We start from the raw sequence: 24529 nt of genomic DNA on the forward strand, positions 1-24529 counted from the left end.
ACAGGGCGTTTATTGAAGAAAGGCCGAGGCGATCACGTACCCACCGCGGACAACCCAACGCCCCTCAAAATATGCGGCGGGTGTTGGTCGGGCGAGCAGGTGGGAGGTAAATGAGCCGTCGATACGCAGCTCGATCTCTGCCTCCTCAAACCCCAGCCAACGGCGAGTCAGCGGGAACCAGCATTTGTAGGTGGCTTCCTTCGCACAGAACAACAAGCGATCCGCCCACATGTTGCCCTGGGCACGGAAGCGCTCAACAGTCTCAACCTCCGAAGGCAACGCAATCTGTGCCATCACGCCGTCTGGCAGCGGCTGCGCAGGCTCCGCGTCCAAGCCCATGGACCTCACCTCACGTATCGGCGCCGCGACCGCAGCACGCAAACCATCCGTGTGGGTCAGCGATCCGGTGAAGCCGGCAGGCCACAGAGGCATGCCCCGCTCCCCTCGCAGAATGGCTTGCTGGGTGGACACGCCAAGCTCCTTGAGGGCTTGGTGGGCGCACCAACGTGCGTCCCCAAACTCGCCCTTGCGCATATCCACCGCCTCTGAAACGGCAGCGCGCTCATCGGGCAAAAGATCCCGATAGTTGGTCAGATCCTTCGCATCATCATTGCGTAGGTACACCACCCGCGCTGCAGGCGGGAAAAGCGTCAGGTCCTGCATCACTGGCCCACCTCCATCACTGGGTATGGAAATGGCACAGGCGGGCGCTCAAGGCGAGGCTCCCACTCACGCGGATATCCCAGCGAGACCTCAATGTGCTTGATCCCATCTACCTGCATCACACCGGGCATGTGCAGGTGCCCGTACACCACGGCCTGGGCGTTATAGCGCTGCGGCCAGCTCCGAGTGTGGCGAGTGCCGCACCACAGCGCGATCTCAGACCAGCGCATCTTCAACGTAGGTTCCTGCACCAACGGCCAGTGGTTGATCAGGATCGTAGGACCGCTGATACGTGACAGGCGCTTCGTGGTGTAGGCCAAGCGATCCCAGCACCACGCACGCACGTCCACAAACGGGGCGATTGCAAACTCATCCGTCATCATGATGTTGCGTTTGCGGGCAGCTTCAACCGCATCCTCCACGCTCATGCCGGGGCCCCGAAATGAGTAGTCATACAGCGTGAACAGCGGACAGACCGTCACCCCACCAAACACGGGATACGGGTCTTCTGGGGTGATTACGCCCATCTCACGCATGGACTGCACAAGGGCCGTGTATTTGTCACGTCCACGGTGGCGGTCAGCTGAGCGTGAAAACAACTCATGGTTGCCGGGAACCCAAATGACCGTGTCAAAGCGCTGTGCGAGTTTGGCCATAGTGCGCACGATGAGGTCATGACGTTCCGCCACATCGCCTGCCACAATCAGCCAATCAGAGGGATCCTTTGGTTCAATTGCGTCGATTTGTGGCGTGTTGGCTTTCACCGCCGCATGCAAATCGCTCACTGCCCAAAGTGTGGTCATGGCGTCTAGGTTAGCGTGCCCACTTCATGGACCGGAAGCGAACGACCACGCCAATCAACCGGCAGACGACAGAGGCAAGCTGGCCAACCCAAATGCCAGTCAGTCCCCAGCCGAACGCGATGGACATCAGCGTAATGGGGAAAAACACGCCAAGTACTGAAGCGATAGTCAGGTTGCGTAAGAATGCGGCGTCCGATGCGCCAAGCAGCACCCCGTCCAGGGCGAAGACCACGCCACCCACAATGATCATGGCTACGAGGCAGATCCACGGCCCGCGCAGTTGGCTATGCACGCTTGGGTCCTGGGTAAACAGCGACCAGATTTGACCCGCAAACAGCGCGAATACCGCTGCAAGCAGCACACCAAACCCGGTAGAAAAGCGCGTGGTCTGGTTGCCTACTTCCTTTGCACGTTCCACGTCCCCAGTGCCCAGTGCAGAACCGGTAAGCGTCTGCGCTGCAATGGCAAGCGAGTCCAGCACCAGCGCAAGGAAGTTCCACAACTGCAGCAGGATCTGGTGGGCGGCCAGCGCTGCCACGCCAAAGCGCCCTGCAACTGCCGCAGCGGCAAGCAGAGAGATCTGAAACGACATGGAGCGCAAAATCAAGTCGCGTCCCAGCACCAGCTGCTTGCCAATCACATCAAACTGAGGCGCGAAATCTCCCGAGTAGCGCAGGTGTTCGCGCACCAGCACCACAACGAACAAACTGGCGGTAATGCCAATCCCGATCACGTTGGCAATTGCAGAGCCCACCAGGCCATAGCGATGCACCAGTATCGGTAGCAGGATCGCGCCGGGTATAAGCCCGCATAATGTCAGCCAGAACGGAAGGCGTGTGTTCTGCACTCCACGCATCCAGCCGTTGCCGGCCATGATGAGCAGGGTTAGCGGGATGGCAAAGGCCGCCACCCGCATCCATCGGGCGGACTCCAGGCTGGTTTCATAGTTGCCGGAAAGCGCCATTGCCAGTGGCTGGGCGAACACCCACACGATGGTGGCCAACGCTAGTCCGACTAAAAGCGCAACCCAGCTTGCTTGGACGCCTTCTGAGACAGCCTTGTCACGTTGGCCCGCCCCAAACATGCGCGAGCTGCGCGCCGTCGTGCCGTAGGACAAAAAGGTCAGCTGGGTTGTCACCGTTGACTGGATGGCTACGCCCGCAGCAAGTGCTGCCAATTCAGCCGTGCCAAGGCGTCCAACAACTGCTGTGTCTAAAAGCAGGTAGATCGGATTCGCCGCAAGCACACCAAGTGCCGGCAGCGCTAACGCAAGGATGCGACGCGTGCTCATAAACTCTTCGTGTCTACTCCGGAAGTGCCTGCAGCAGGTCGCGTGTGATCTGATCCAGGCTGCCTGTGGCCGAGTAGCCAGCTGCCGGGATATGACCACCGCCACCAAGTGCTGCTGCTACCTGGGATACGTCGATCTTGGTGGATCGCAGCGACACCGCCCAGTACCGGGGAGCCTGTTGTTTAAACACCACTCCAACGTCTGAGCCTTGCAGCGCTCGGGCGTAATCAATGATCGCCTCAACCGCTGACTGGCTCATGCGCGCCAGCGCCTCTGCCGGTACCGCGATTACGGAAACCGTCAGGCCCTTCTCACGGTAGGTGTGCAAGTCAGCCAAGACTGCACCCATAATTTTCAAGTCTTCTGCGCTGATGGAATCCATCAGGTCCATGGCAATTTGGCGGGTATCCAGACCGTGGTGCTGCAGTTGCGCAGCCAGCTCATGCATACGTGGGCTTCCCCACCGGAAGTTACCGGTATCCGTAACTAGGCCCGCGTACAGGCAGTACGCAATGTCATAGTCAATGGTCACTCCCATGTGACGGAAAAGCTCACTAATGATGGTAGTTGTGGACTCAGCATCCACAATCAAGTTCATCCCGCCAAAGCCAGGGTTCGTCTCGTGGTGATCAATCACCACCACGCGATCCGGGTTTTCCGCAATCGAATGCTGCAGCAAGCCGGTGCGGTCAAGCGAAGCACAGTCAACAGTGACTACCAAAGCGTCATCCGGCAGCCATGCTCCGTAGAGCACGTCATCAACACCGGGCACTGTATCCAGGTTCCCCGCATGCGGGTAGGTCTGGCCGATGTGCACGCTGGTTTCAATTCCAAGCTGGCGCAGGCCAGCAGCCAAACCGCAGGCAGACCCGACAGCGTCAGCGTCCGGCTTGACGTGCGCTACAACGGCAACCTTGTGCGCGTCACGCAGGCGCGCGGCCACCGCCGCAAACGCCTGCGCTTCTTCTGGAAACAGTGACTCCACCAGGCGTTACTCCTTGTACGGATTCACGTCGCCCGCCGGCTTCGCGCCTTGCCTCAAGCGTGCAAGTTCCGCATCGCGCTCTCGTGCGCGGTTCAGGAGCTCTTCCATGCTTGCCGACGCCCCCGGGATACTGTCGTACTCAAACGTCAGGGTGGGGGTGAAACGCACGTTCAACGCGTCACCGACGATCTTGCGGATCTGACCGCGTGCGCGGTGCAGGGCCTCAGCAGCCTGGTCCAGATCCGGCTCATCATCAATGTCGTGGCCACGCACCGTGTAGTACACGGTTGCGTCATGCAGGTCACCTGTCACGCGGGTGTCGGTGACCGTAATCAGCTCCATTCGCGGGTCTTTAATCTCCCGGTCAATCGCGGTAGCCACGATCTGCTGGATCTGCTTAGCCAAGCGCGCTGCGCGCGGATTCTCACCCATTGTGTTCCCTTTCGTTGAGCGCTAACTGTGCCTTCATTGTGCGCTAGTGGCGCACTAGTTGCGCGGCACTTCCACCATTTCGTAGGTCTGAATGATGTCGCCCACCTGGATATCCGGGTAGGACAGCACCATGCCGCACTCGTAGCCCTTGGCAACCTCGGTAGCGTCGTCCTTCTCGCGGCGCAGCGACTCAATCGTCGCGTCCGGAGTAATAACGTTGCCGTCGCGGACCAGGCGCAGCTTCGCACCGCGCTTGACCTTGCCCTCGGTAACCATGCAACCAGCGATGAGGCCGACAGCGGAAGCCTTGAAGATCTGGCGGATCTCCGCAGCACCCAGCTCGCGCTCCTCGTAGACCGGCTTGAGCATGCCCTTGAGCGCCTTCTCCACCTCCTCGATGACCTGGTAGATCACCGAGTAGTAGCGGATCTCAACGCCATCAGCATTGGCTTCCTCAGTTGCCTTGCCGTCAGCGCGAACGTTGAAGGCCACAATCACAGCATCGGATGCGGCTGCGAGCAGCACGTTGGTCTGGGTTACAGCGCCAACGCCGCGGTCGATGATGTTGACCTCGACCTCGTCGTCCACCTCGATCTTGAGCAGTGCCTCCTCCAGGGCTTCCACCGAACCGGCGTTGTCGCCCTTGAGGATGAGATTGAGGGTGCTGGTCTCCTTGAGCGCCTGGTCCAGGTTCTCCAGGGACACGCGCTTCTTGGAACGAGCCTGCATAGCGGCACGCTGGCGAGCATCACGCTGCGCAGCAATCTGACGCGCTACGCGGTCATCCTCAACCACAAGCAGGTTGTCGCCTGGGCCAGGAACGCCGTTGAGGCCCTGGACCTGTACTGGACGGGACGGACCAGCCTCTTCGACGTCATTTCCCCACTCATCAACCATGCGGCGCACGCGGCCAAAGTTGCCGCCGACCACGATGGAATCACCGACGCGCAGCGTACCGCGCTGGACAATCACGGTGGAGACCGGACCACGGCCACGGTCCAGGTGGGACTCAATAGCAACACCCTGGGCATCCATGTCCGGGTTAGCGGTCAGCTCAAGCGCAGCGTCTGCCGTCAACAGCACAGCTTCAAGCAGCTCATCAATACCAGTGCCCTGCTTTGCAGAGATGTTGATGAACATGGTGTCACCGCCATACTCTTCCGGCACCAGGCCGTACTCGGTGAGCTGGCCACGGATCTTGTCCGGCTGAGCTTCCTCTTTATCCACCTTGTTCACGGCCACCACGATCGGCAGGTCCGCAGCCTTGGCGTGGTTAATCGCCTCAACCGTCTGCGGCATCACGCCGTCATCAGCAGCCACAACCAGGATTGCCAAGTCCGTGGACTTCGCACCACGGGCACGCATGGCGGTAAACGCCTCGTGGCCCGGGGTATCCAGGAACGTGATCTTACGAGTCTCACCATCGAGGGTGACCTCTGTCTGGTACGCACCGATGCCCTGGGTGATGCCACCGGCTTCACCCTTGCCCACGTTCGCCTTACGGATCGAGTCCAACAGGCGGGTCTTACCGTGGTCAACGTGGCCCATGACAGACACCACTGGCGGACGCTGCTCAAGCGCCTCTTCGCCACCTTCATCCTCACCAAACTGCAGGTCGAAGGATTCAAGCAGCTCACGGTCCTCGTCCTCAGGAGAGACGATCTGCACTTCGTAGTTAATCTCAGCGCCAAGCAGCTGCAGCGTCTCTTCCGGGACAGACTGCGTTGCCGTCACCATCTCACCGAGGTTGAACAGCGCTTGGACCAGGTTCGATGCTTCGGTACCGATCTTGTCAGCGAAGTCCGACAGGGTGGCACCCTGGCGCAGACGCACGGTCTTGCCACCGCCGTCTGGCAGACGTACACCACCAATGACGTTTGGTGCGTGCATCTCCTCGTACTCGGTGCGCTTCTGACGCTTCGACTTACGTCCACGACCCGGTGCACCGCCTGGACGGCCGAATGCGCCTGCGGTACCGCCACGACGTCCGCCGCGGCCACCACGGTAACCATCACGCGGGCCACCTGGGCCACCCTGGCCACCACGTCCGCGGCCCGGGCCGCCCTGGCCGCCACGACCACCGCGTCCAACGTTTGCGGACTTGGACGGCATTTGGGTTGGCGACGGATGTGCCGCCATATCCGCCGGCGACGGACGGCGTCCCTGACCCTGACCAGCGCGCTCGCCGCCCTGGCCCGGTCCACGACCACGGCCGCCACCCTGCTGGTTGCCGCCACGGCCGCCACCTGGGCGCGGTGCGGGACGCTGCCCGCCCGTGTTTGAGGAGAACGGGTTGTTAGCTACACGCGGACGTCCGCCCGGCTTGGGCATAGGACGCGGCATAGCACCCGGAGTCGGGCCACCTGCGGCAGGCTTCGCTGCGCCAGGCTTCGGCGCGCCCGGCTTCGGTGCTGCCGGTTTTGCAGCGGCAGGCTTTCCAGGCTGCGCGGGCTTCGGTGCTGCCGGTTTTGCGGCAGCAGGTTTGGCCGGCTGGGCAGGCTTTGCTGCAGCCGGCTTCGCTGCGCCAGGCTTCGGTGCTGCCGGTTTTGCGGCAGCAGGCTTGGCCGGCTGGGCAGGCTTAGCTGCAGCAGGCTTGGCTGCACCGGGCTTGGGTGCAGCAGGTTTTGCGGCAGCAGGTTTCGCAGCCGCCGGCTTTGCAGCAGCAGGCTTTGCCGCAGGTTTCGCAGCAGCAGGCTTGCCCTCAGCTGCTTCCTCTTCGCCGCCACCGGACTGGGCCTCATAGTAGGCCTTCATCTTCTTCACCACCGGAGGTTCGATGGTGGACGAGGCGGTCTTTACAAATTCACCCTGCTCTTTGAGGGTTGCCAGTAGTTCCTTACTTGTTACGCCGAGCTGTTTAGCCAGTTCGTGAACGCGTAGCTTTCCGGGCACGTGTCTCCTTGGTTGTTCGCTAGGAGCACGTGCTTTCCAACGTCTTGCCGGAAAAGCTACATACCCCTAGATATGGTCAGTGACTTTCATCGCTGATGCTGCTTCATGGTCGCGTACTCATCAGTGTTCGGTCTTCCTATCTACGTGTGGGTCTTGGTGTGAATCGCTTGAAAGGTACTCACGTACATGACTCACGTCCACGAGTGTGGACAAGCGAAGCGCCCGAGCAAACGCACGGCGCTGCTCCGCCAGCTCTAACGCTTCCAGCGTTGGCGTAATCCACGCACCCCTACCCGGTAGGCACCGAGCAGGATCCGCAATCACGCGACCCGGGTCGTCCGGATCCGCAACGACTCGCAGCAACTGCGTGTCGGGCAACTGCTTGCGAGATGCGACGCAGGTCCGGATACGGATTGGCATACGTGACCTTTCGTCGCACGGAAACGGTTTTTAAGCCGTCCTCAAGGATACGCCACTAAACGACAAATTTGTAACTGCCTAGTTTTGCGCTTCGCCTGCGGCGGTTTCCTCGGCGACATCTGCATCCGAGTGGATGTCAATCTTCCAGCCGGTCAAGCGCGCTGCCAAACGGGCGTTCTGGCCTTCCTTACCAATGGCAAGGGAGAGCTGATAATCCGGAACAATCACACGCGCGGTCTGCGTGGCTGGGTCGGTGACCTCAACGCTGATGACCTTGGACGGCGCAAGCGCATTGCCAACGTACGCCGCCGGGTCATCCGAGTAATCAATGATGTCAATCTTCTCGCCAGCGAGTTCCTTCATAATGTTGGTGACGCGCGAGCCACGCGGGCCAATGCAGGCGCCCTTGGCGTTGACGCCCTTGACTGCGGAACGCACCGCAACCTTGGAGCGGTGACCAGCCTCGCGGGCAATGCCAACGATTTCAACGCTGCCGTCCGCAACCTCCGGCACCTCAAGCGCAAACAGGCCGCGTACCAGTTCCGGGTGGGTGCGCGACAGATTGACCATAACGTCACGGTCCCCCTTGTTCACGCCCACCACATACGCCTTGATGCGGTCACCATGAACGAGACGCTCCCCTGGAATCTTCTCCGCCGGCAACAGGATGCCGTCCTGGGGCGCAGCCTCAGTACCGATTGCAACGGCACTGACACCACGTGCTTCCTTCATCGCGTCGCGCTCCACAATGCCGGAGACCACAGTGCCCTCCAGCTCCGCGTACTCGGAGTAGACACGACCTGCCTCTACAGAGCGCAGCTTCTTCTTAATCGCGTCACGCACCGCAACTGCGCCGATGCGGGCGAAGTTCACCGGAGTGTCGTCGTACTCAGAGATGACCTCGCCGTCCTCATCACGTTCCGTGACCAAAACAGCAACATCGCCCGTAGCCACGTCGATGTCAATGCGCGGCTCAGAACGCTCTTCCAAGGGCACCTCGCGGTAGTCACGGTATGCCCACAGCAGTGCAGTTGCGATGGTCTCCAGCAGATCCCTAACCGCAATGCCCTGGTTCTTCTCAATCGCCCTGAGGGCGTTCATATCAATATTCACTTGTCACCTCTTCGAAGTCCTGCTCCGCCAACTCAACTTCAGCAGCTGGCGGTTTCTTAAACTCAATTTCTACCACTGCGCCCGCCAGCTCCGAAACTTGCCGCGCTTCAGCTACTGGTGTCTTCGCACCCGCCGGAATGACCACAACTTCAGTTTCGTCCTGGCTTAACGCACCAACACGGTAGTGCTGACCTGCGGCATTGACCAAACGCCCACGGTTGCGACGCCAGTGTCGCGGCAGCGTCAGTGGCATGTCGACACCCGGCGTGGTCAGTTCGAGTGTGTAGCCGGCACCGAAGTTGACTTCGCCGCGTTGCTCCAAAGCGTCGAAAAGCGTGGAAAGCTCATTGGACACTTCCTCCAATTCGTCCAACGTCGGGTGGGTATCCGAGTCGAGCGCGATAACAACCTGCGATTTCTTACCCGCCTTGACGGTACGGATGCTCTCAATGTCCATCGCGTACGCCTGCGCAACAGGGGTGACCAGTTGTTCAAGTTCGTTATTTGTGGGAAATGCCATGGCTTAAACCTAGCGTGTAACGTGCAGCGGGTGAAGAAGTTGCTTGTTTTGCCAGTTGTACTGCTCCTGACCAGTTGCACAGTGATGGATGTTGTCGGCCCGCGCGCCAACGGCGAAATCATGACATTGGCCAAGCAGGCCTCCGCTGATTGGGTGTTCGGGGAGCACCCCGAGTGGAGGGAGCTGCGCAAATTCCAAAGCGAGCAGCTTCAAGACGAAGCACTGCGCCTGTGCGGCACCGACGAAACTGGACAGACCCCGCAGTCCTGCAACGTCGGATATGGCGACACCGACCTTCCGGCCGCCGCGGACGGCGCAGCCCTTTTGGAACACACCGTTGCCGCCGCCGACAAGGTACCGGCAGATTCCGTCGACCTGGTGGTTGCCCAAGCCATCGATGCGCTGGCGCTGGCCCCGGTTGAGCTAGATATCGAGAGCCCCATTACTCACGACGCCTCACTGCAAGCAGCCGCCGACCTCCTCGCCGCAGAAAACGCAATGTACTACGGCCTCGGCATTGCCTTGGCATACGCCGACGGTGCGCTGCGCACGCGCGTTGCAGAGCTGCGCGAAGCATCCCACGAACGCACAGAGGTGCTGACTGGAATGCTGACTGAGGTGCTTAGCGAGGATCTGGTACCTGCGGCCGGCTACACGTTTGCGGAAGGGTACACAGAGCCCACGACAACGCAAGAGGCCACTGAGCTCGTCGAAACGATGCACAGTGACCTTGTTAAACAGTGGCGTTTAGCTGCCGCGGACGCGGAGTCGAAGCCCTGGCGCAAGGCGGCGATCCAACTCGCCGCCCACGCCCAGCGCGCTTAAAAGTGCCCAGCGCGCTTAAAAGTGCAGGGCGGAGTACCTAACCACGGACGAGCTCGACAACTTTCTCTACGACCTCGTTGGCTGGGACCTCAAGCGTCTCGCCGCCGCGGATGCGCAGCTCCACAATGCCATCTGCAAAAGAACGACCCAGGATCACCACGAACGGCATGCCGAGTAGTTCGGCATCCTTGAACTTTACGCCTGGGGAGACCTTCGGACGATCGTCGTAAAGTACTTCAAGCCCTGCAGCATCAAACTCACCAACTAGGCGCTCGCCTGCTTCAAGTGCTGCGGCGTCCTTATTCGCCACCGCAACGTGCACCTGGTACGGGGCGATCTCCACCGGCCAGACCAGACCCTTGTCGTCGTGGCGCTGCTCAGCCACAACCGCCATCATGCGGGAGACACCGATGCCGTAGGAGCCCATGGTGGGCACGGCGCGCTTGCCGTTTTCGTCCAGAATCTGCACGTCCATGGCCTCGGTGTACTTGCGGCCCAGCTGGAAGATGTGGCCCAGCTCGATGCCGCGGGCAAGCTCGACAGTGCCGTTGCCGGACGGCGACGGGTCGCCTTCCTTGATCTCGGCTGCCTCAATAAACCCGTCCACGCTGAAGTCACGGCCGGCCACCAAGCCAACGACGTGCTTCTGCGGAGCGTCCGCGCCGGTGATCCAGGCGGTGCCTTCCACCACGCGCGGGTCCGCGAGCACGCGCACACCGTTAGCGTTCAGCGCGCGCGGGCCGACGTAGCCCTTGACAAGGAAACCGCTCTTGGCAAAGTCCTCCTCGCTAGCCAGCTCAAAGGTGGCCGGCTCAAGCGATGCCTCCAGGCGCTTCTCGTCCAGCTCGCGATCACCCGGGATCAACACACCGACCAGCTGCGGGCCAACCGGCTTGCCGTCCTCATCCAGCGCACGTGGGTCGTTGACCTTGATCATCATGCACTTGAGCGTGTCGGCGGCTTGGGCCTCGCGGCCTTCTACAAGCACACCTGCGCTCTGCGCCCACTCAACCAGCGCAGCGATGGTCTCGGAGGCCGGAGTATCGTGCACCACAGCCTCTGGCAGCCCCTCGATCGGACGAGCCTCAGGCACAACCGTGGTCACAGCCTCCACGTTGGCCGCGTAATCGCCCGCGGTGGAGATAACAAAGGTGTCCTCGCCGTTTTCGGAGTACGCGAGGAACTCCTCGGATGCGGAGCCGCCCATAGCGCCAGAGGTGGCCTGGCAAATCTCGTAGCGGATGCCCACGCGATCAAAGATGCGCTGGTAGGCCGCACGGTGGTTCGCGTAGGACTGATCCAGGCCCTCGTCGCTCATGTCGAAGGAGTAGCTGTCCTTCATCACAAACTCGCGCCCACGCAAAATGCCAGCGCGCGGACGCGCCTCATCGCGGTACTTCGTCTGGATCTGGTACAGCGTGACCGGGAAGTCCTTGTAGGAGGAGTACAGGTCCTTGACCTGGAGCGTGAACATCTCCTCATGCGTAGGGCCCAGCAGCATGTCTGCGCCCTTGCGGTCCTTCAGGCGGAACAGGTCATCGCCGTATTCGGCCCAACGGTTGGTTGCCTCGTACGGCTCGCGCGGCAGCAGCGCCGGGAAGAGCAGCTCCTGGGCGCCCATCGCGTCCATCTCTTCGCGCACGATGCCTTCAATCTTGCGCAGCGTGCGCAGGCCAAGCGGCAGCCAGGAGTACACACCAGGTGCGGCGCGGCGCACGTAGCCGGCGCGGACTAAGAGTTTGTGGCTGGGTACCTCCGCATCGGCGGGGTCTTCGCGCAGCGTGCGCAGGAACAGTGTGGACAGGCGTGTGATCATGACCAGAAATTCTAGCGCTAGGGTTTTTGGCATGCTCATCGTGTTGCCCCCGTCTGAAACCAAAGCCCCTGGCGGCCAGTTAGGCCCCATGCGTGTGTCCTTCCCGGAGTTGGATCCGATACGCCAAGCGCTCATGGATCAGCTCGCCTCATCCGATGTTGAAACCATGATGGACCAGCTAAAAATCCCTGCCACCAAGCGTGCAGAGGCTGAGGAGAACCTCCGACTGCGCAACGCACCTGTCATGCCAGCCATCCAGCGCTATACGGGCGTGCTCTATGACGCACTTGATGCCTCTACCCTGCCCAGCTCCGCATTGAGCCACCTCGCCGTCGGCTCCGCATTGTTTGGGCTTTTGCTTAGCGACGACCTCGTGCCCCGCTACCGCGTCTCCGCCGGATCCAAAGTGGACAATAAAACCATGAAGGCGTGGTGGGGCAAGGCTGTAACTGAGCAGCTAGCGGAGCAGGATTTCGTGGTGGATATGCGCTCTGGCGCCTACCAACAGCTGGGCCCGCTAGCTTCCGCGATGACTGTGCGGGTGGAGCAAGCTGCAACCGGCAAGGTGGTCAGCCACTTTAATAAGCAGTACAAGGGTGAGCTTGCGCGCTCGCTTGCCATAGCGCCGAGTATTGCGGATGCCACAAGCATCAACGACGTGGCGGATCTGGCCTCAGCACGCGGATTCCAGGTGCGAATTAACGGCCAACAGCTCACACTGTTGGTATAACCGCAGGAATCTTTATCAATTTATCAATCTGCCCGAATTTATCAATTTATCAATCGGCAACGGTGTTAAGATGCGGGTCATGCACAACCCGTTTCGCCCCACATTCGGCGCCAGCCCTCGCGTCTGGGCTGGACGTGACGCCGTGCTGCAAGATTTCGCCCGCGCATTACAGGGTGGTCCCGGCAACCCGGATCGCTCACTGCTCATCTCGGGCTCTCGCGGCATTGGTAAAACAGTACTCTTAACGGAGCTGGAAGACATTGCCATCCAGCACGGGTGGGTGGTGTTGCGCGCATCTGCTCGCGAGAACATGCAGCAGGTGTTGGTGGAGTCCACCATCCCTGAGGCAATCGCTCGTCTAGAGGAGCGCCCCAAACGGCAGCTGACCGGGTTTTCCGTAGCTGGCATTGGGTCGGTCAGTACCCACATCACCGATAGTGAGCCAGCCCAACGGCTGGTTGCGCAACTTCGTCGGCTGATCGACCTGCTGCATGACACCGGCGTGCTGATCACCATCGATGAGGTCCAGGACGTTGACCCTGATGACCTCACCCAGATTGCCATTGCTTACCAGGATCTGGTGCGCGATGACCTTCCGGTGGCGGTAGCCATGGCGGGGCTGACCCGCGGCATCAACCAGTTGTTGGATCTGCCCGGCGCGACGTTTTTGCGCCGTGCTCGCCATTATGAGCTGGGCCCGCTGACGTTGGACGACGCCCGACGCGCCTTCGAGGAGACATCGCAAGAGGGCGGGATTGTGTTCGCGGCTGCGGATCAGGCGGCTGAGCTGAGTCAGGGGTATCCCTATCTGGTGCAGTTGCTTGGTTTCCTTGCCTGGGAGCGGGCAGTAGAGGATTCGCTTTCTACTATCGACGCCAACGTGATCACCCTCGCTACCCCAGACGCAGTTGAGCGTCTTGGCTTGCAGGTGCACCAGCCTGCGTTGCGGGATGTGCCGCCGAAGCAGCTGGAGTTCTTGCAGACGATGGCGCTGTTAGAGGAGCAAGCCGGCACACCTGAGGTGCCGGTTGCACATGTGGCGGAGTTGATGGGGACGACGACAACGTCGGTAAGTGACACGCGTCAGAAGCTGATTGACCGTGACTTGATTACGCCCGCGGGGTGGGGGTTGGTGGAGTTTGCGCAGCCGTACCTTGGGCAGTACTTGCGTGAGCGGCGCCGTCCGAAACGCGTGCAGTAGCACGTGCAGTAACGTTTACACCCATGCACATGCGCCGCTTCCTTCTTATTTCAGTTGGCATTTACCTTGCAACGTTTGCGTATCTCCTCCTGCGCTGGGATTCGATTCCGGAGCCGGTGCCGATCCATATCGGCCCTGGCGGTGTGGATGCTTGGGCGGATAAGACGTGGCTTAGTGTTGGCGGCGCGCTGTGGATCGGTCTAGCTATTTCGGCGATGATGGCGGCGTGTGCGCTGCCTGCGAACGCTGCCACAAGGCGTCGCGAGGTCCCGGAAGCTGATGCGCTTCCCTACTCCGAAACGGCAGCGCAGCGAGTCACTGCGCTGTTGAACAAGACGAACGATTTTCTGGGGCACATGGCGGTAGGTACGGCGTTAGTGCTGGCCTCGGCGCAGCTGATGATGTGTTTCCCGCGTTTGATGCCCACGCCACTGTGGATTGCGGGAATTGTGGTCTACTGCATGTACGCGATTGCGGCGTCGATACGCATTATGGGCAAGTCGGGTTCCTCCTGGGAGCAGCTACCACCCGATGAGCAGGAGCAGAAGCGCGTGGAGCGGCTGAAACTGAAGGCGTCGATGGGCTTTTACAAAGAGCCGCTGGACCCGATGCCTGTGAGCATCATGCCTGCTGAGCCCGGCAAGATCCAGATCAATACCGCACACCCGGTTGGCAAGCGCCTGATGCGCCGGATCATGTGGGCGATCGTCGCCTGCCTAATCGTGATTGTTGTGTTGGCGGTGCTGCTGTGATGCACGGAGTCCAGCAGCAAGCCCAGCCAAAGCCCCAGCGCAGCGCTCGCCGCAACACGCTGCGCCTTGTTATCGCACTTCTTATTGCCGTGGTTGGTATCGCAGGCATCGCGCTTGCCGTACGCATGCTCCAGGACGAAGACGCGGTGGTAGTGAGCAAGATTGTGGACGGTGACACCATCGTGGTTACCCACTCCGGCGAAGAGACGCGCGTACGCCTGCTCAACATTGACACTCCCGAAAAAGAGGAATGCCTCTACAAGGAGTCTACGAAGCACCTGGAATCCCTCATTGCTCCCGGGGAGAGCGTGAACCTGGTCTATGACGTTGAGCGGGTGGATCGCTACGGCCGGGACCTTGCGGGGGTGTACAAGCAGGACGGCACGTTTGTCAACGAGGTGATGGTGGCCGACGGTTTCGCGCGCGCCGTAGAGTTTCAGCCCAACACCAAGTTCACGTCCACGATGCGCGCCGCCGAAGCTCGTGCGAAAGATGCTGGCCTAGGTATCTACGGGGTGCCCACAGAGTGCTTGTTGCCTACCGACATCGCACGTGATGCCTTTGCCCGCTATCAATCAGACCCGGACCCCTTCTACCTTGATGTGATGCGTGACGCCGTGGAGGGCACAAAGAATTTCACGTACCGCGAGCAAGCACTGGATCTGATCAATAGCCTGTAGGCCATGAGCCAATCTGCCAACCTTGCCCAGAGTCTTGCCCAAGCACGCGAGATCCTCAGCCACGCCAAACACATCGAGGTGTTTACCGGCGCTGGCATGAGTGCGGATAGCGGCATTGCCACCTACCGCGACGCGCAGACCGGACTGTGGGAAAACGTGGACCCGCAGGCAATGGCCTCCATCGACGCTTGGCACCGAGACCCCGACACCATGTTCGCCTGGTACCTCTGGCGCGCACACTTGGCCCAGCAGGCGCAACCGAACGCGGGCCACTTGGCCATCGCGAACTGCCCAAAAACTACGGTGACCACCCAAAACATTGACAACCTGCACGAGCGCGCCGGGAGCAACAACGTGGTGCACCTGCACGGTTCGCTCTTTGATTTCCGCTGCACCGACTGTGACGAGCCCTATACCGCCGAAATTGCACTGCCCCACGAGCCGGTTCCAACGATCACCCCACCGACATGCCCCACGTGCGGTGGTCTGATTCGCCCAGGTGTCGTCTGGTTCGGCGAGGCCTTGCCGGAAGCCGAGTGGCATGAGGCGGAACGACGCATGCGCACGGCCGATGCCCTGCTGATTGTTGGTACCTCGGGCGTGGTCTACCCCGCAGCTGGTTTGCCGCTGATGGCTCATGCACGCGAGATCCCGATTATTGAGGTCACCCCAATGCGCACGGACCTTTCCCACCTGGCCACGGTGGTTGTTGAAGACACCGCAGCTAACGCCCTGCCCAAGCTCTTGGGCTAGTAGTGGTAACGCGCCTGCAAGACTACAAGATCCCCGTCAACAATCATGTAGACCAGTCGGTGTTCTTGCGTAATTCTTCGTGACCAAGCACCCTCAGCACCATATTTCAAAGGCTCAGGCTTGCCTATCCCCTCAAAAGGGTCACGCAGCGTATCACGCAGCAGCTGATTGACGCGTTTGAGCATCTTTTTGTCATTGGCCTGCCAATGCAAATAGTCTTCCCACGCGTGGCTAGTCCAAACCAGCCGCATTACGCATCTAGTTCAACATCTAAGTCAACGTCGTGCTCTGCTACGGCACCGTTGAGTGCGTCCTCATATGCCTGCGTCAATCGGCGAGCATTTTCTCGCGTTTTAAACAGGTACGCGGTTTCAAGCCATGCTTCGTAATCCTCGGCAGACATAAGTACTGCATTGCCATGACGGGAAACAATCTCCACTGCATCGCGATCGTTGTTCACTTGCTGAATAAGCGGGTACAAGGTACGCCGAGCTTCAGACGCACTGATAGACATAACGCCCTCCTTACTGTCGTACCGCAAAAGGGTACCACATTTATGGTGTCGCCCGAAGCACCGTAAAGGTATTATCCCGCGCCACTTGCTCCACTGAGTCGAAGCGGCGCTGAACTTCCGGCCGATAGCGCAGGTGCGAGTTGTGCACCATGTACAGGGCCCCTCCGGGGGCGAGCATGCGTTTCGACGCATCCAGCAACCGCTGCACCAACGTCGCGTCAACCGCATTACCGTCGTGAAACGGCGGGTTGAGCGCGATGGTGTCAAAGGAGCCATCGGCAAACCGCGAGCCGGCGTCGTCCCACGTGACCTCCAGGCCGATGGCGCGCGCGGAAAGCACGGCGTCCGCATCAGCATCGGTGGCCACCCCACCAAGACCACGGGAAACAGAGCCGTTGCCACAGCCGAAGTCCAGCAGACGTCCGGGATTAGCAGGCAAACAAGACCGCAGCAGCTCTCCGCCTCGGTCCGGCTTCGCCCCGGAAAACACACCACCGATGGCCACAAGCCCATCGCCCATCACTGGCTCGTAGGTCACATCGCGCGGGCCAGCAGCAACGAGGCAGCGGAACTTCCCGCGGCCACGGGAGGCTGCAACGGACGTAAAGGACTCTTCAAGCACCGCGTTCATGCCGCGCGACAGGTGCTTATTGTTGCCACCCAGCACCAAACGCACATCTGAGAAACCTGCGCCAGCAATAGAGCGCGCGAGATAGTCCAAGCGCGCAAGGGATTTCGGCATCTCTCCCAGAGCAACAACCTGTCCCGAAGACCCCGCCAGATAGGCATCTAGGCGCTGATCCCCCACCACCGCCGCACCCAGTGCGGCAGCCTCCTGGCAGCGCGCGTAGTCCGGATCCAGAAACGTCACCGACGCGCCAGCTTCAATCGCCGCGCGTGTGAGATCAAGCGTCGGATCCTGGCAGATCAGCGCATGCGATGGCGGGCGTGTGGCGTCGTCAAGCGAAAGCTCCCAAATCAAGCTATCCAGCGTGCGCAAGGCCAGCTACCTCCCCAAAGACGTAGACGGCGGGGTTGGTCACGGAGTGCTCCTCCATGACATCGGCAAGCGTGTCGGCGGTGGCGAAGAACACGCGTTGCGCTGCGGTCTCACCCTCCTGGATCACCGCTGCCGGGCACTGCGGTGCAAGGCCGGCTTCAAGCAATGCCGAGGCAATAGCGCGGACGTTGCGCACGCCCATCACCACCACAATCGTGCCCCCGACCTGAGCCAATGCTCCCCAGTCCACCAGGGACTTCGCGTGCCCCGGCGGCAAGTGCCCGGAGACCACCGTAAACGCGTGTGTGACTCCGCGCTGGGTCACCGGAACACCTGCCGCAGCCGGCACCGACACCGCAGAGGTCACCCCGGGCACCACCGAGCACTCCAAGCCGGCAGCCGCACAGGCCTGGAGCTCCTCAAACCCGCGGCCGAACACGTACGGATCACCGCCTTTGAGCCGCACCACCTGCTTGCCCTCGCGCGCGTACTGCACGAGCAGCTCATTGATGCGCTCTTGCGCCACCTGCCGGCCGTACGGCAGCTTGGCTACATCGACGACCTCTTTGCCTTCAAGGTCGAGAAACTGCGACAGCTCCGCGGCGGGCCCGAGGTGGTCTGCAAGAATCACGTCTGCCGCCTCCAGGGCGCGCAGGCCGCGAATAGTCAGCAGGTCCCAGGCACCGGGACCGCCGCCAACAAGGGTGATGTGACCGTTTCTCATAGGGCTCAAGTCTAGGGTGGTGGCATGAACCAACCGCAGCTTGCCCACACGCTCGCAGAAATGCTGCCCGAGATGGCACAACCTCAGCCCGGCACTACCTTTGCCAACGCGCAGCTAGTGGTGCTCAATGAGGCGCTCGCGCGAGAGCTTGGGTTGAACCCCGAATGGCTGCGCAGTCATGACGGAGTGCAGTGGCTTGCCGGTTCCCAGGGTGGTCATGCCATGGCTTACTCCGGCCATCAGTTCGGCCAGTTTGTGCCCTTGCTTGGCGACGGCCGCGCCACCCTCCTCGGCAACCTTCCCACCACCGGCGACCAGGGCGGCTACGAAATCCAGCTCAAGGGCTCGGGCCTGACTGGGTTTTCTCGCCCTGGCTCCGACGGCGCTGGTGCGATCGGGCCGATGCTGCGCGAGTACCTGGTTTCAGAGTTCATGCACGCCGTGGGTATTCCGACGACGCGTTCGCTGGCGGTGCTCAGCACCGGCCAGCATGTGATTCGTAGGCAGGGCGGGGTACCCGGCGGCATTGTGGTGCGTGTAGCCAAAAGTCACTTGCGTATCGGTTCGGTGCAATACGCCGCAACGCAGTCCACGGAGTTGGTGGAAAAGGTCATCCGCGCAGCTGGCTTCTACTCCCCTGTCGCGCTTTTGGAACACACGCTCAATTCCCAGCTTGCGTTGGTAGCCAAATGGATGCGCATTGGGTTTGTCCACGGGGTGATGAACACGGATAACGCGGCACTATCCGGTGAGACCATCGACTACGGCCCATGCGCCTTTACTGAGACGTATGACCCGGACGCGGTGTTTTCCTCCATCGACGCCCAGGGCCGCTACCGTTTTGGTCACCAGCCATCGATCGCGGTGTGGAACGTGGCCCGCCTAGCGGAGGCACTGCTTGGGGTGATGGATCAAGACACGGCCCAGTCGATTCTTGGTCAGGCGCAGCAGCGTTGGGACGCCGCCTGGAATGCCGAAGTGCCCAACCCCGAAGAGCTTGCTGCGGCAGAGGACCTCTTTGAGTTCAACGGCATCGTGTTTGGGCCACGCAACGGCATGCTGGAGCGCGCCATCGTGGAGGCGGAACGAAACAGCAACCTCGAACCGTTTCTGGAACTGGCGCGCGCAACCCAGGACCCGTTCAACCCGGAGGCTGGCCCGGAATGGATGAAGGCGCCCGAAGGCGCCTTCCCGTTTCGAACGTTCTGCGGTACCTAGCTTGCGCTGGGATCCCGCAGCTGCTTACTTCGAGCCGTCCAGGTGACGCTCCTGCTCCAGCTGCAGGGTCTTCTGGGTCCATGCCCACTGCTCGTCGTAGGCGGCCTTGTCGCGCTTCAGGGACTTGCCGTAGGTCGGGAACATCTGGTGGAGGGTATCGCCCCACTCGATCATGCGCTCACCGAAGCAACGCTCAAGCAGCTCCAGCATGGCAGCTGGGGTAATCGATGCACCCGGAGATGCGCCGAGGATACCGGCGATGCTGCCGCTCTGATCGTTGACCAGTGCGGTCCCGAATTCGAGTGAGCCAAAGCGCGGAGCAGCGGTCGGCTTGATCACCTGCACACGCTGGCCAGCAACAACCTCGGTCCAGTCCTTCGGATCTGCGTCCGGGTAGTACTCGCGCAGGACGTCCATCTTGCCGTCAAAGTTACGGAAGACCTCTTCAACCAGGTAGGTGACCAGGTTGAAGTTGGTGGCGGCAACACCCAGGTAGGATGGGATGTTGTCTGGGCGGATGGACTTGAACAGGTCCAGGTAGGAACCCTTCTTCATAAACTTCGGAGTCCAGCCACCGTACGGGCCGAACAGCAAGGACTGCTTGCCGTCAACCACGCGCAGGTCCAGGTGCGGGACAGACATCGGAGGGGCGCCAACCTTGGCCTTGCCGTAGACCTTCGCCTGGTGCTGCTCCACGAGTTCCTGGTTGGTGGTCTGCAGCCACATGCCGGAGATTGGGAAGCCCGCATAGCCGTGAACCTCTGGGACACCAGCCTTGCGCAGTAGGTCCAGTGCATAGCCGCCGGCTCCGACAAAGACGAAGCGTGCGCGAGTGACCTTCTTGTCGCCCGTGTGCACGTTCTTCACGGTGACTTTCCAGAAGTTGCCCTCGCGCTTGAGGTTGGTTACTTCGTGACCAAAGCGAACCTCGGTACCGGAAGCTTTCGCGGAGTCGATGAACTGTTGGGTCAGTGCGCCGTAGTTAATGTCGGTGCCGACATCGGTCCAGGAGACGGCAACCGGCTCAGCGTCGAAGTCGCGGCCCTTGGCCATCAACGGCAGCATCTCGGTGAACTTTGCGGGATCCTCGGTGAACTGCATCTCCGGGAACATGTGGTTGACGCTCAGCGCGTCGAAGCGGCGCTTCAGGTAGCCAATCTGGTCTTCGCCCTGTGCGAAGGACACGTGCGGGACAGGGTTGATGAACTCGCGCGGATCCTTCAGCACATTGTTTTCAATGCTGTAGGACCAGAACTGGCGTGCCAGCTGGAACTTCTCATTGATGTTCATCGCCTTGGATACATCAATGCGGCCGTTCTTCTCCGGGGTGTAGTTCAACTCGCACAGTGCCGAGTGGCCGGTACCTGCGTTGTTAAACGGATAGGAGGACTCTTGTGCCGCACCATCAAGACGTTCGTAGATTACCTGCGACCATTCCGGTTCCAGGGCGTGCAGCATTGCGCCCAGGGTGGCGCTCATGATGCCGGCTCCTACAAGAAGGACATCCACCTCATCGTCGTAGTTCTTGTTAGCCATACCAAGCCACCTTCTCATCTCTTGAAATTTTGTGCTTAATCAACACTAGCGCTTTTCCACTCTACGCTGTAGTTTGACGCTCGCGGCTAGTATTGGCCACATGAGTCAGACCACATCTTTTTGCCCAGATATTCTCGGCCCGGATTATGAACAGGCCACGCTTGATCTAGGCAAGGACCCGGACACTGGCAAAACGGTCCAGGCGGTAGTGGTCAAGGCAAGCGCCGGAAACAAGAAGGCAGATCCGAACAAGCCTGCACTGTTGTGGATTCACGGCATGAGCGATTACTTCTTCCAAACGCACGTGGCGGAATACTTTACCGAGCTTGGTTTCCCGTTTTATGCGGTTGATCTGCGCCGCTGCGGCCGCGCCCGGAAGGCTGGACAGCGTTGGCATTACACCCGGGATATCGCCAACTACTACCCGGAGCTCAACGCAGCGCTTGACATCATTGTCAGTGAGGTTGCATCACAAAAGGTCATTCCCTTCGCACATTCCACCGGCGGTTTGATTGCCCCACTGTGGCTGGATTATTTGCGCCGCGAAGATCCGAAACGTCACTCCCACATCGCCGGGATGGTGCTCAACAGCCCCTGGCTCGATCTGCAATATCACCCCGTTGTTGTAACCATTGCCCGTCCCATCATCAATACTTTGGGCCGCTACCTTCCGCTGTTGCCGCTACCGCAGGACAACTTAGGTACCTATGGCGAATCTATTCACCACAGCAAGCATGGTGAGTGGCACTTCGATACTGCAATGAAGCCGGTCTACGGTCATCGGAAATACTTTGGTTGGATCCGCGCTGTTAATAAGGGACAGCAACAGATTCACGCCGGCGATATTGATGCTGGTGTGCCTACGCTGACGCTTGTCTCAGCGCACTCTTATTTAGGTAAGGACTATTCCCCTGCCGCGGATACTGCAGACACGGTGTTGGACGTGGAGCAGATCCAAAGATGGGCTCCGACACTGTCTCACACCTCAACTGTTAAGACGATTGAGGGTGCACGGCATGACGTTTTTCTTTCTGAATCTTTTGCCCGAGAAGTAGCTTTTAAGACAACTGCAGAATGGTTGGAGACTTTGTGAATACGCACTATGACCTCATTATTATTGGCACTGGCTCCGGTAACACGATTTTGGACGAGCGCTTTGACAACAAGCGCGTTGCAATCGTGGAGAAGGGTGCCTTTGGCGGTACCTGCCTGAATGTCGGCTGCATCCCTACCAAGATGTACGTGCTGGCCGCCGATGCGGCCTACACGCCGCGCGAGTCTGATCGCCTTGGAATTAGCTTGGAATATAAAGGTGCTAATTGGGATGCAATCAAAGACCGCGTATTTGCCAACCGCATTGACCTGATCGCCGCTGGCGGCGAGGAGTACCGCCGTTCAGACGAATGCCCGAACGTGGATGTTTACGACCAGCCTGCCTATTTCACCGGCCTGCGCACCATCGCCACCGGCACCGCAGATGGCCCTGCGACTATTACGGCGGATCAGGTTCTAATTGCAGCCGGGTCGCGCCCCCGCATCCCCGAGTGGGCTGAGGGCGTGAACTATCACACCAATGAGGACATCATGCGCCTCGATGCGCTCCCAGAGTCCTTAATTATTGTCGGCGGCGGTTTCATCGCTATGGAGTTCGCCCACGTTTTTGATGCGCTGGGCACCAAGGTGACCATTGTGAGCCGCTCGCAGATGCTTCGCTCCTTGGATCCTACGATTCGGGACGCTTTCAATGAGCTCGCCTCCGAACGCTTCAACGTTGTTCACTCGAGCATTACCTCCGCCCGCAACACGGAAGACGGCATTGAGCTTTCGCTTGACGACGGCACGACGTTGCCCGCCCAACACCTCCTCCTTGCCACCGGTCGTATTCCCAACGGCGACGAGCTTCGCGCCGAAGATGGCGGCGTCGAGCTCCACCCGGATGGCCGTATCAAGGTTGATGAGTTTGGGCGCACCACCGCTGAAGGTGTGTGGGCGCTTGGCGATGTCTCCTCCCCGTATCAGCTCAAGCACGTAGCCAATGCGGAGGCCCGCGCGGTGGCTGCGAACATTGTGTCGCAGTTTGAGGGCAAGGCGCCGCAGCGCACGATGCCGCACGAGCATGTCCCCTACGCCGTATTTACTCACCCGCAGATTGCCACGGTTGGTCTCAACGAGGACCAGGCGCGCGAGCAGGGTTATGACGTGACGGTGAAGGTGCAACGCTACGGCGACGTTGCTTACGGCTGGGCACTGGAAGACACCACGGGCCTTGTGAAGCTGATCGCCGACAAGGCCACCGGCCGCCTACTTGGCGCGCACTACATGGGCCCCCAGGCGTCCTCGCTCATCCAGCAAGCGATCACGATCATGGCGTTTAATCTTGATCTGCGCGAGGTTGCCCGCAAACAGTACTGGATCCACCCTGCGTTGCCGGAGGTTACTGAGAACGCAATATTGGGTCTCGAACTCGATTTTGTGGATGCGTAAACAACATGAGCAAAACTTTCTAAGTTTGAATCACCCCCGAAATAGGGGCAGGTGATGTTGCTACTGAAGCATGAGTATCGCCAGCTAGAACACTGGCGTTACTAAGTCCAGCCCACAATTTTTAAGTCAGAGAACTCTGGCAAAATTTTAGGCGTTAGGTTGCGCCGCGCTCCAAGTTACTTGCTAACATGGTCCGCGACGCTCGGCACAAGGGAGCCGCCACTTCCTACCGAGAGCCTCCAGGGTGAAGCTCCTGCTTTACTGTGGACGTCCTACAAGTACTACGAGTAAGGATTTGTTTCATGCGCAAGTTCCAGAAGGCCGCCCTCGCAGGCGCCACCGCCGTTGCTGTGGCATTCGGCTCCACCGCAGTCGCAACCGCAGCTGACGAGAACCCCGGCAACTCCAGCGAAAACCAGAGCAGCAGCTCCAACTCCAACGGCAACGAGGAGTCCAAGGAGTGGAAGGCTCCGACCAAGCCGACCAACGGTGACAAGCCGGCGACCGGTTCCACCAAGGTTGGTGGCAAGCTGGGCGCCCACAAGGACGGCCAGGCAATCGGCACCGACTACGACGCATTCTTCGGTGGCGAGGGTTGGACCGAGCAGGCTCCGATCTACAAGCTGCTCTTCGTTGGTGGCATCGCTACCTTCGTTAGCGCGCTCGTCGGCCTCGTCTTCGGCCCGGCGTACAACTTCTTCGTCCACGGCCCGTCTTTCTAAGTCGTAGCCTCCAAACAACCTAGATATTCGAAAGAAGGATAAACATGCGTAACTTCCGCAACGCAGCCGTGGCATCCGCTACCGCAGCAGCTCTGGTTCTTGGTGGCGCAACCGTCGCTACCGCTGATGAGCAGAAAGAAACCAGCTCCTCCACAACCACCGAGGACAAGAGCACCGAGAAGAAGGACCTGATCTTCGCTGGCAAGCAGAAGGTTGAAGGCAAGGATGACGGCAACTGGCCGAACTCCGAGCACAAGGACAAGAACTACTTCGCTACCGACCACTTCGGCGAGAAGACCGACGTTAACGGTGTTCCGGACTGGGCTCGCTGGTGGGTTGACTCCTCCATCGTTGGCGCAATCGGTGCTGTTATCGGCCTGATCATCGCTGGCGTTAACTACGCTTCCTACAACGGCTGGATCAAGCTCTAAGCTTTCCCCGCTGTAAGCGATAAC

Annotated in this window: 26 protein-coding genes; 11 read left to right on the forward strand and 15 right to left on the reverse strand. The window is 60.2% G+C overall.

Going from position 1 to position 24529, the window contains the following annotated elements; genetic code table 11:
- Window positions 1-9 precede the first annotated feature (9 nt).
- From I6I71_RS10475 to rimP, 9 genes are all read right to left on the reverse strand, one after another.
- A complete protein-coding gene (locus I6I71_RS10475; RefSeq protein WP_201820886.1) occupies window positions 10-663 on the reverse strand; it encodes a 4'-phosphopantetheinyl transferase family protein in 654 nt (217 codons plus the stop codon).
- On the reverse strand, window positions 663-1466 hold the full coding sequence (locus I6I71_RS10480) for a metallophosphoesterase family protein (protein WP_201820888.1): 804 nt from the start codon (window positions 1464-1466) through the stop codon (window positions 663-665). Before I6I71_RS10480 ends, I6I71_RS10475 begins: the two co-directional genes overlap by 1 nt.
- A gap of 10 nt (window positions 1467-1476) precedes the next feature.
- A complete protein-coding gene (locus I6I71_RS10485) occupies window positions 1477-2757 on the reverse strand; it encodes an MATE family efflux transporter (protein WP_201820890.1) in 1281 nt (426 codons plus the stop codon).
- A 13-nt stretch (window positions 2758-2770) separates the two neighbouring features.
- Window positions 2771-3742, reverse strand: a complete 972-nt coding sequence (locus I6I71_RS10490; RefSeq protein ID WP_201820892.1) for a DHH family phosphoesterase — start codon at window positions 3740-3742, stop codon at window positions 2771-2773.
- Between the two features lie 6 nt (window positions 3743-3748).
- Complete coding sequence (gene rbfA / locus I6I71_RS10495) at window positions 3749-4174, reverse strand: 30S ribosome-binding factor RbfA (protein WP_070463006.1); 426 nt, start codon at window positions 4172-4174, stop codon at window positions 3749-3751.
- A gap of 54 nt (window positions 4175-4228) precedes the next feature.
- Complete coding sequence (infB, locus tag I6I71_RS10500) at window positions 4229-7066, reverse strand: translation initiation factor IF-2 (protein ID WP_201820894.1); 2838 nt, start codon at window positions 7064-7066, stop codon at window positions 4229-4231.
- A 120-nt stretch (window positions 7067-7186) separates the two neighbouring features.
- Window positions 7187-7486 (reverse strand): YlxR family protein, encoded by a 300-nt coding sequence (locus I6I71_RS10505; RefSeq protein WP_083279087.1) that lies wholly within the window; start codon window positions 7484-7486, stop codon window positions 7187-7189.
- Window positions 7487-7564: 78 nt separating this feature from the next.
- Window positions 7565-8599, reverse strand: a complete 1035-nt coding sequence (nusA, locus tag I6I71_RS10510) for a transcription termination factor NusA (protein ID WP_201820896.1) — start codon at window positions 8597-8599, stop codon at window positions 7565-7567.
- The gene (rimP, locus tag I6I71_RS10515) at window positions 8589-9119 is read right to left on the reverse strand and encodes a ribosome maturation factor RimP (RefSeq protein ID WP_201820898.1); all 531 of its coding nucleotides are present in this window, start codon (window positions 9117-9119) and stop codon (window positions 8589-8591) included. The genes nusA and rimP overlap by 11 nt, the downstream gene beginning before the upstream one ends.
- A 30-nt stretch (window positions 9120-9149) precedes the next feature.
- Between rimP and I6I71_RS10520 the strand changes: the two genes are divergently transcribed.
- Entirely contained in the window at window positions 9150-9944 is a 795-nt protein-coding gene (locus I6I71_RS10520) for a DUF4439 domain-containing protein (protein WP_236587314.1), read from the forward strand.
- Window positions 9945-9981: 37 nt separating this feature from the next.
- Here the strand turns inward: I6I71_RS10520 and I6I71_RS10525 are convergent, their stop codons facing one another.
- Window positions 9982-11760 (reverse strand): proline--tRNA ligase, encoded by a 1779-nt coding sequence (locus I6I71_RS10525; protein WP_201820900.1) that lies wholly within the window; start codon window positions 11758-11760, stop codon window positions 9982-9984.
- A 31-nt stretch (window positions 11761-11791) separates the two neighbouring features.
- Here I6I71_RS10525 and I6I71_RS10530 point away from each other — a divergent pair, with 31 nt between their 5' ends.
- From I6I71_RS10530 to I6I71_RS10550, 5 genes are all read left to right on the forward strand, one after another.
- Window positions 11792-12490 (forward strand): YaaA family protein, encoded by a 699-nt coding sequence (locus I6I71_RS10530; protein ID WP_201820902.1) that lies wholly within the window; start codon window positions 11792-11794, stop codon window positions 12488-12490.
- Window positions 12491-12569: 79 nt separating this feature from the next.
- Window positions 12570-13691, forward strand: a complete 1122-nt coding sequence (locus tag I6I71_RS10535; protein ID WP_070495853.1) for an ATP-binding protein — start codon at window positions 12570-12572, stop codon at window positions 13689-13691.
- Between the two features lie 29 nt (window positions 13692-13720).
- A complete protein-coding gene (locus tag I6I71_RS10540) occupies window positions 13721-14443 on the forward strand; it encodes a DUF1648 domain-containing protein (RefSeq protein WP_201820904.1) in 723 nt (240 codons plus the stop codon).
- On the forward strand, window positions 14443-15123 hold the full coding sequence (locus tag I6I71_RS10545) for a thermonuclease family protein (RefSeq protein WP_236587458.1): 681 nt from the start codon (window positions 14443-14445) through the stop codon (window positions 15121-15123). The genes I6I71_RS10540 and I6I71_RS10545 overlap by 1 nt, the downstream gene beginning before the upstream one ends.
- 3 nt (window positions 15124-15126) lie before the next feature.
- On the forward strand, window positions 15127-15876 hold the full coding sequence (locus I6I71_RS10550; protein ID WP_101734421.1) for an NAD-dependent deacylase: 750 nt from the start codon (window positions 15127-15129) through the stop codon (window positions 15874-15876).
- Here the strand turns inward: I6I71_RS10550 and I6I71_RS10555 are convergent.
- The 4 genes from I6I71_RS10555 to cobA are packed head-to-tail and all read right to left on the reverse strand — an operon-like array spanning window position 15873 to window position 18114.
- On the reverse strand, window positions 15873-16127 hold the full coding sequence (locus tag I6I71_RS10555; RefSeq protein ID WP_070495846.1) for a Txe/YoeB family addiction module toxin: 255 nt from the start codon (window positions 16125-16127) through the stop codon (window positions 15873-15875). The genes I6I71_RS10550 and I6I71_RS10555 overlap by 4 nt on opposite strands.
- Window positions 16127-16390 carry a type II toxin-antitoxin system Phd/YefM family antitoxin gene (locus I6I71_RS10560; RefSeq protein ID WP_052203851.1) on the reverse strand — a complete coding sequence of 88 codons (264 nt, stop codon included), beginning with the start codon at window positions 16388-16390 and terminating at the stop codon, window positions 16127-16129. The genes I6I71_RS10555 and I6I71_RS10560 overlap by 1 nt, the downstream gene beginning before the upstream one ends.
- Window positions 16391-16430: 40 nt before the next feature.
- On the reverse strand, window positions 16431-17390 hold the full coding sequence (locus tag I6I71_RS10565) for a class I SAM-dependent methyltransferase (protein WP_201820909.1): 960 nt from the start codon (window positions 17388-17390) through the stop codon (window positions 16431-16433).
- Complete coding sequence (gene cobA, locus I6I71_RS10570; protein WP_052203847.1) at window positions 17374-18114, reverse strand: uroporphyrinogen-III C-methyltransferase; 741 nt, start codon at window positions 18112-18114, stop codon at window positions 17374-17376. The genes I6I71_RS10565 and cobA overlap by 17 nt, the downstream gene beginning before the upstream one ends.
- Window positions 18115-18138: 24 nt before the next feature.
- Between cobA and I6I71_RS10575 the strand changes: the two genes are divergently transcribed.
- On the forward strand, window positions 18139-19332 hold the full coding sequence (locus I6I71_RS10575; RefSeq protein WP_201820911.1) for a protein adenylyltransferase SelO family protein: 1194 nt from the start codon (window positions 18139-18141) through the stop codon (window positions 19330-19332).
- Between the two features lie 24 nt (window positions 19333-19356).
- On the opposite strand, the gene mqo is transcribed toward I6I71_RS10575, so the two are convergent.
- A complete protein-coding gene (mqo, locus tag I6I71_RS10580) occupies window positions 19357-20868 on the reverse strand; it encodes a malate dehydrogenase (quinone) (RefSeq protein ID WP_201820913.1) in 1512 nt (503 codons plus the stop codon).
- A gap of 100 nt (window positions 20869-20968) precedes the next feature.
- Between mqo and I6I71_RS10585 the strand changes: the two genes are divergently transcribed.
- The 4 genes from I6I71_RS10585 (at window position 20969) to I6I71_RS10600 (ending at window position 24505) form a co-directional block, all read left to right on the forward strand.
- The gene (locus tag I6I71_RS10585; RefSeq protein ID WP_201820915.1) at window positions 20969-21961 is read left to right on the forward strand and encodes an alpha/beta hydrolase; all 993 of its coding nucleotides are present in this window, start codon (window positions 20969-20971) and stop codon (window positions 21959-21961) included.
- Window positions 21943-23352: a mycothione reductase gene (mtr, locus tag I6I71_RS10590; RefSeq protein WP_201820917.1), complete on the forward strand. Its 1410-nt coding sequence runs from the start codon at window positions 21943-21945 to the stop codon at window positions 23350-23352. The genes I6I71_RS10585 and mtr overlap by 19 nt, the downstream gene beginning before the upstream one ends.
- 302 nt (window positions 23353-23654) lie before the next feature.
- On the forward strand, window positions 23655-24074 hold the full coding sequence (locus tag I6I71_RS10595; RefSeq protein ID WP_201820919.1) for a hypothetical protein: 420 nt from the start codon (window positions 23655-23657) through the stop codon (window positions 24072-24074).
- A gap of 44 nt (window positions 24075-24118) precedes the next feature.
- Window positions 24119-24505, forward strand: coding sequence for a hypothetical protein (locus I6I71_RS10600; protein ID WP_201820921.1), 387 nt, complete (start codon window positions 24119-24121; stop codon window positions 24503-24505).
- Window positions 24506-24529: the final 24 nt, after the last annotated feature.

This window comes from Corynebacterium riegelii (assembly GCF_016728505.1).
Taxonomy (GTDB): Bacteria; Actinomycetota; Actinomycetes; order Mycobacteriales; family Mycobacteriaceae; genus Corynebacterium; species Corynebacterium riegelii.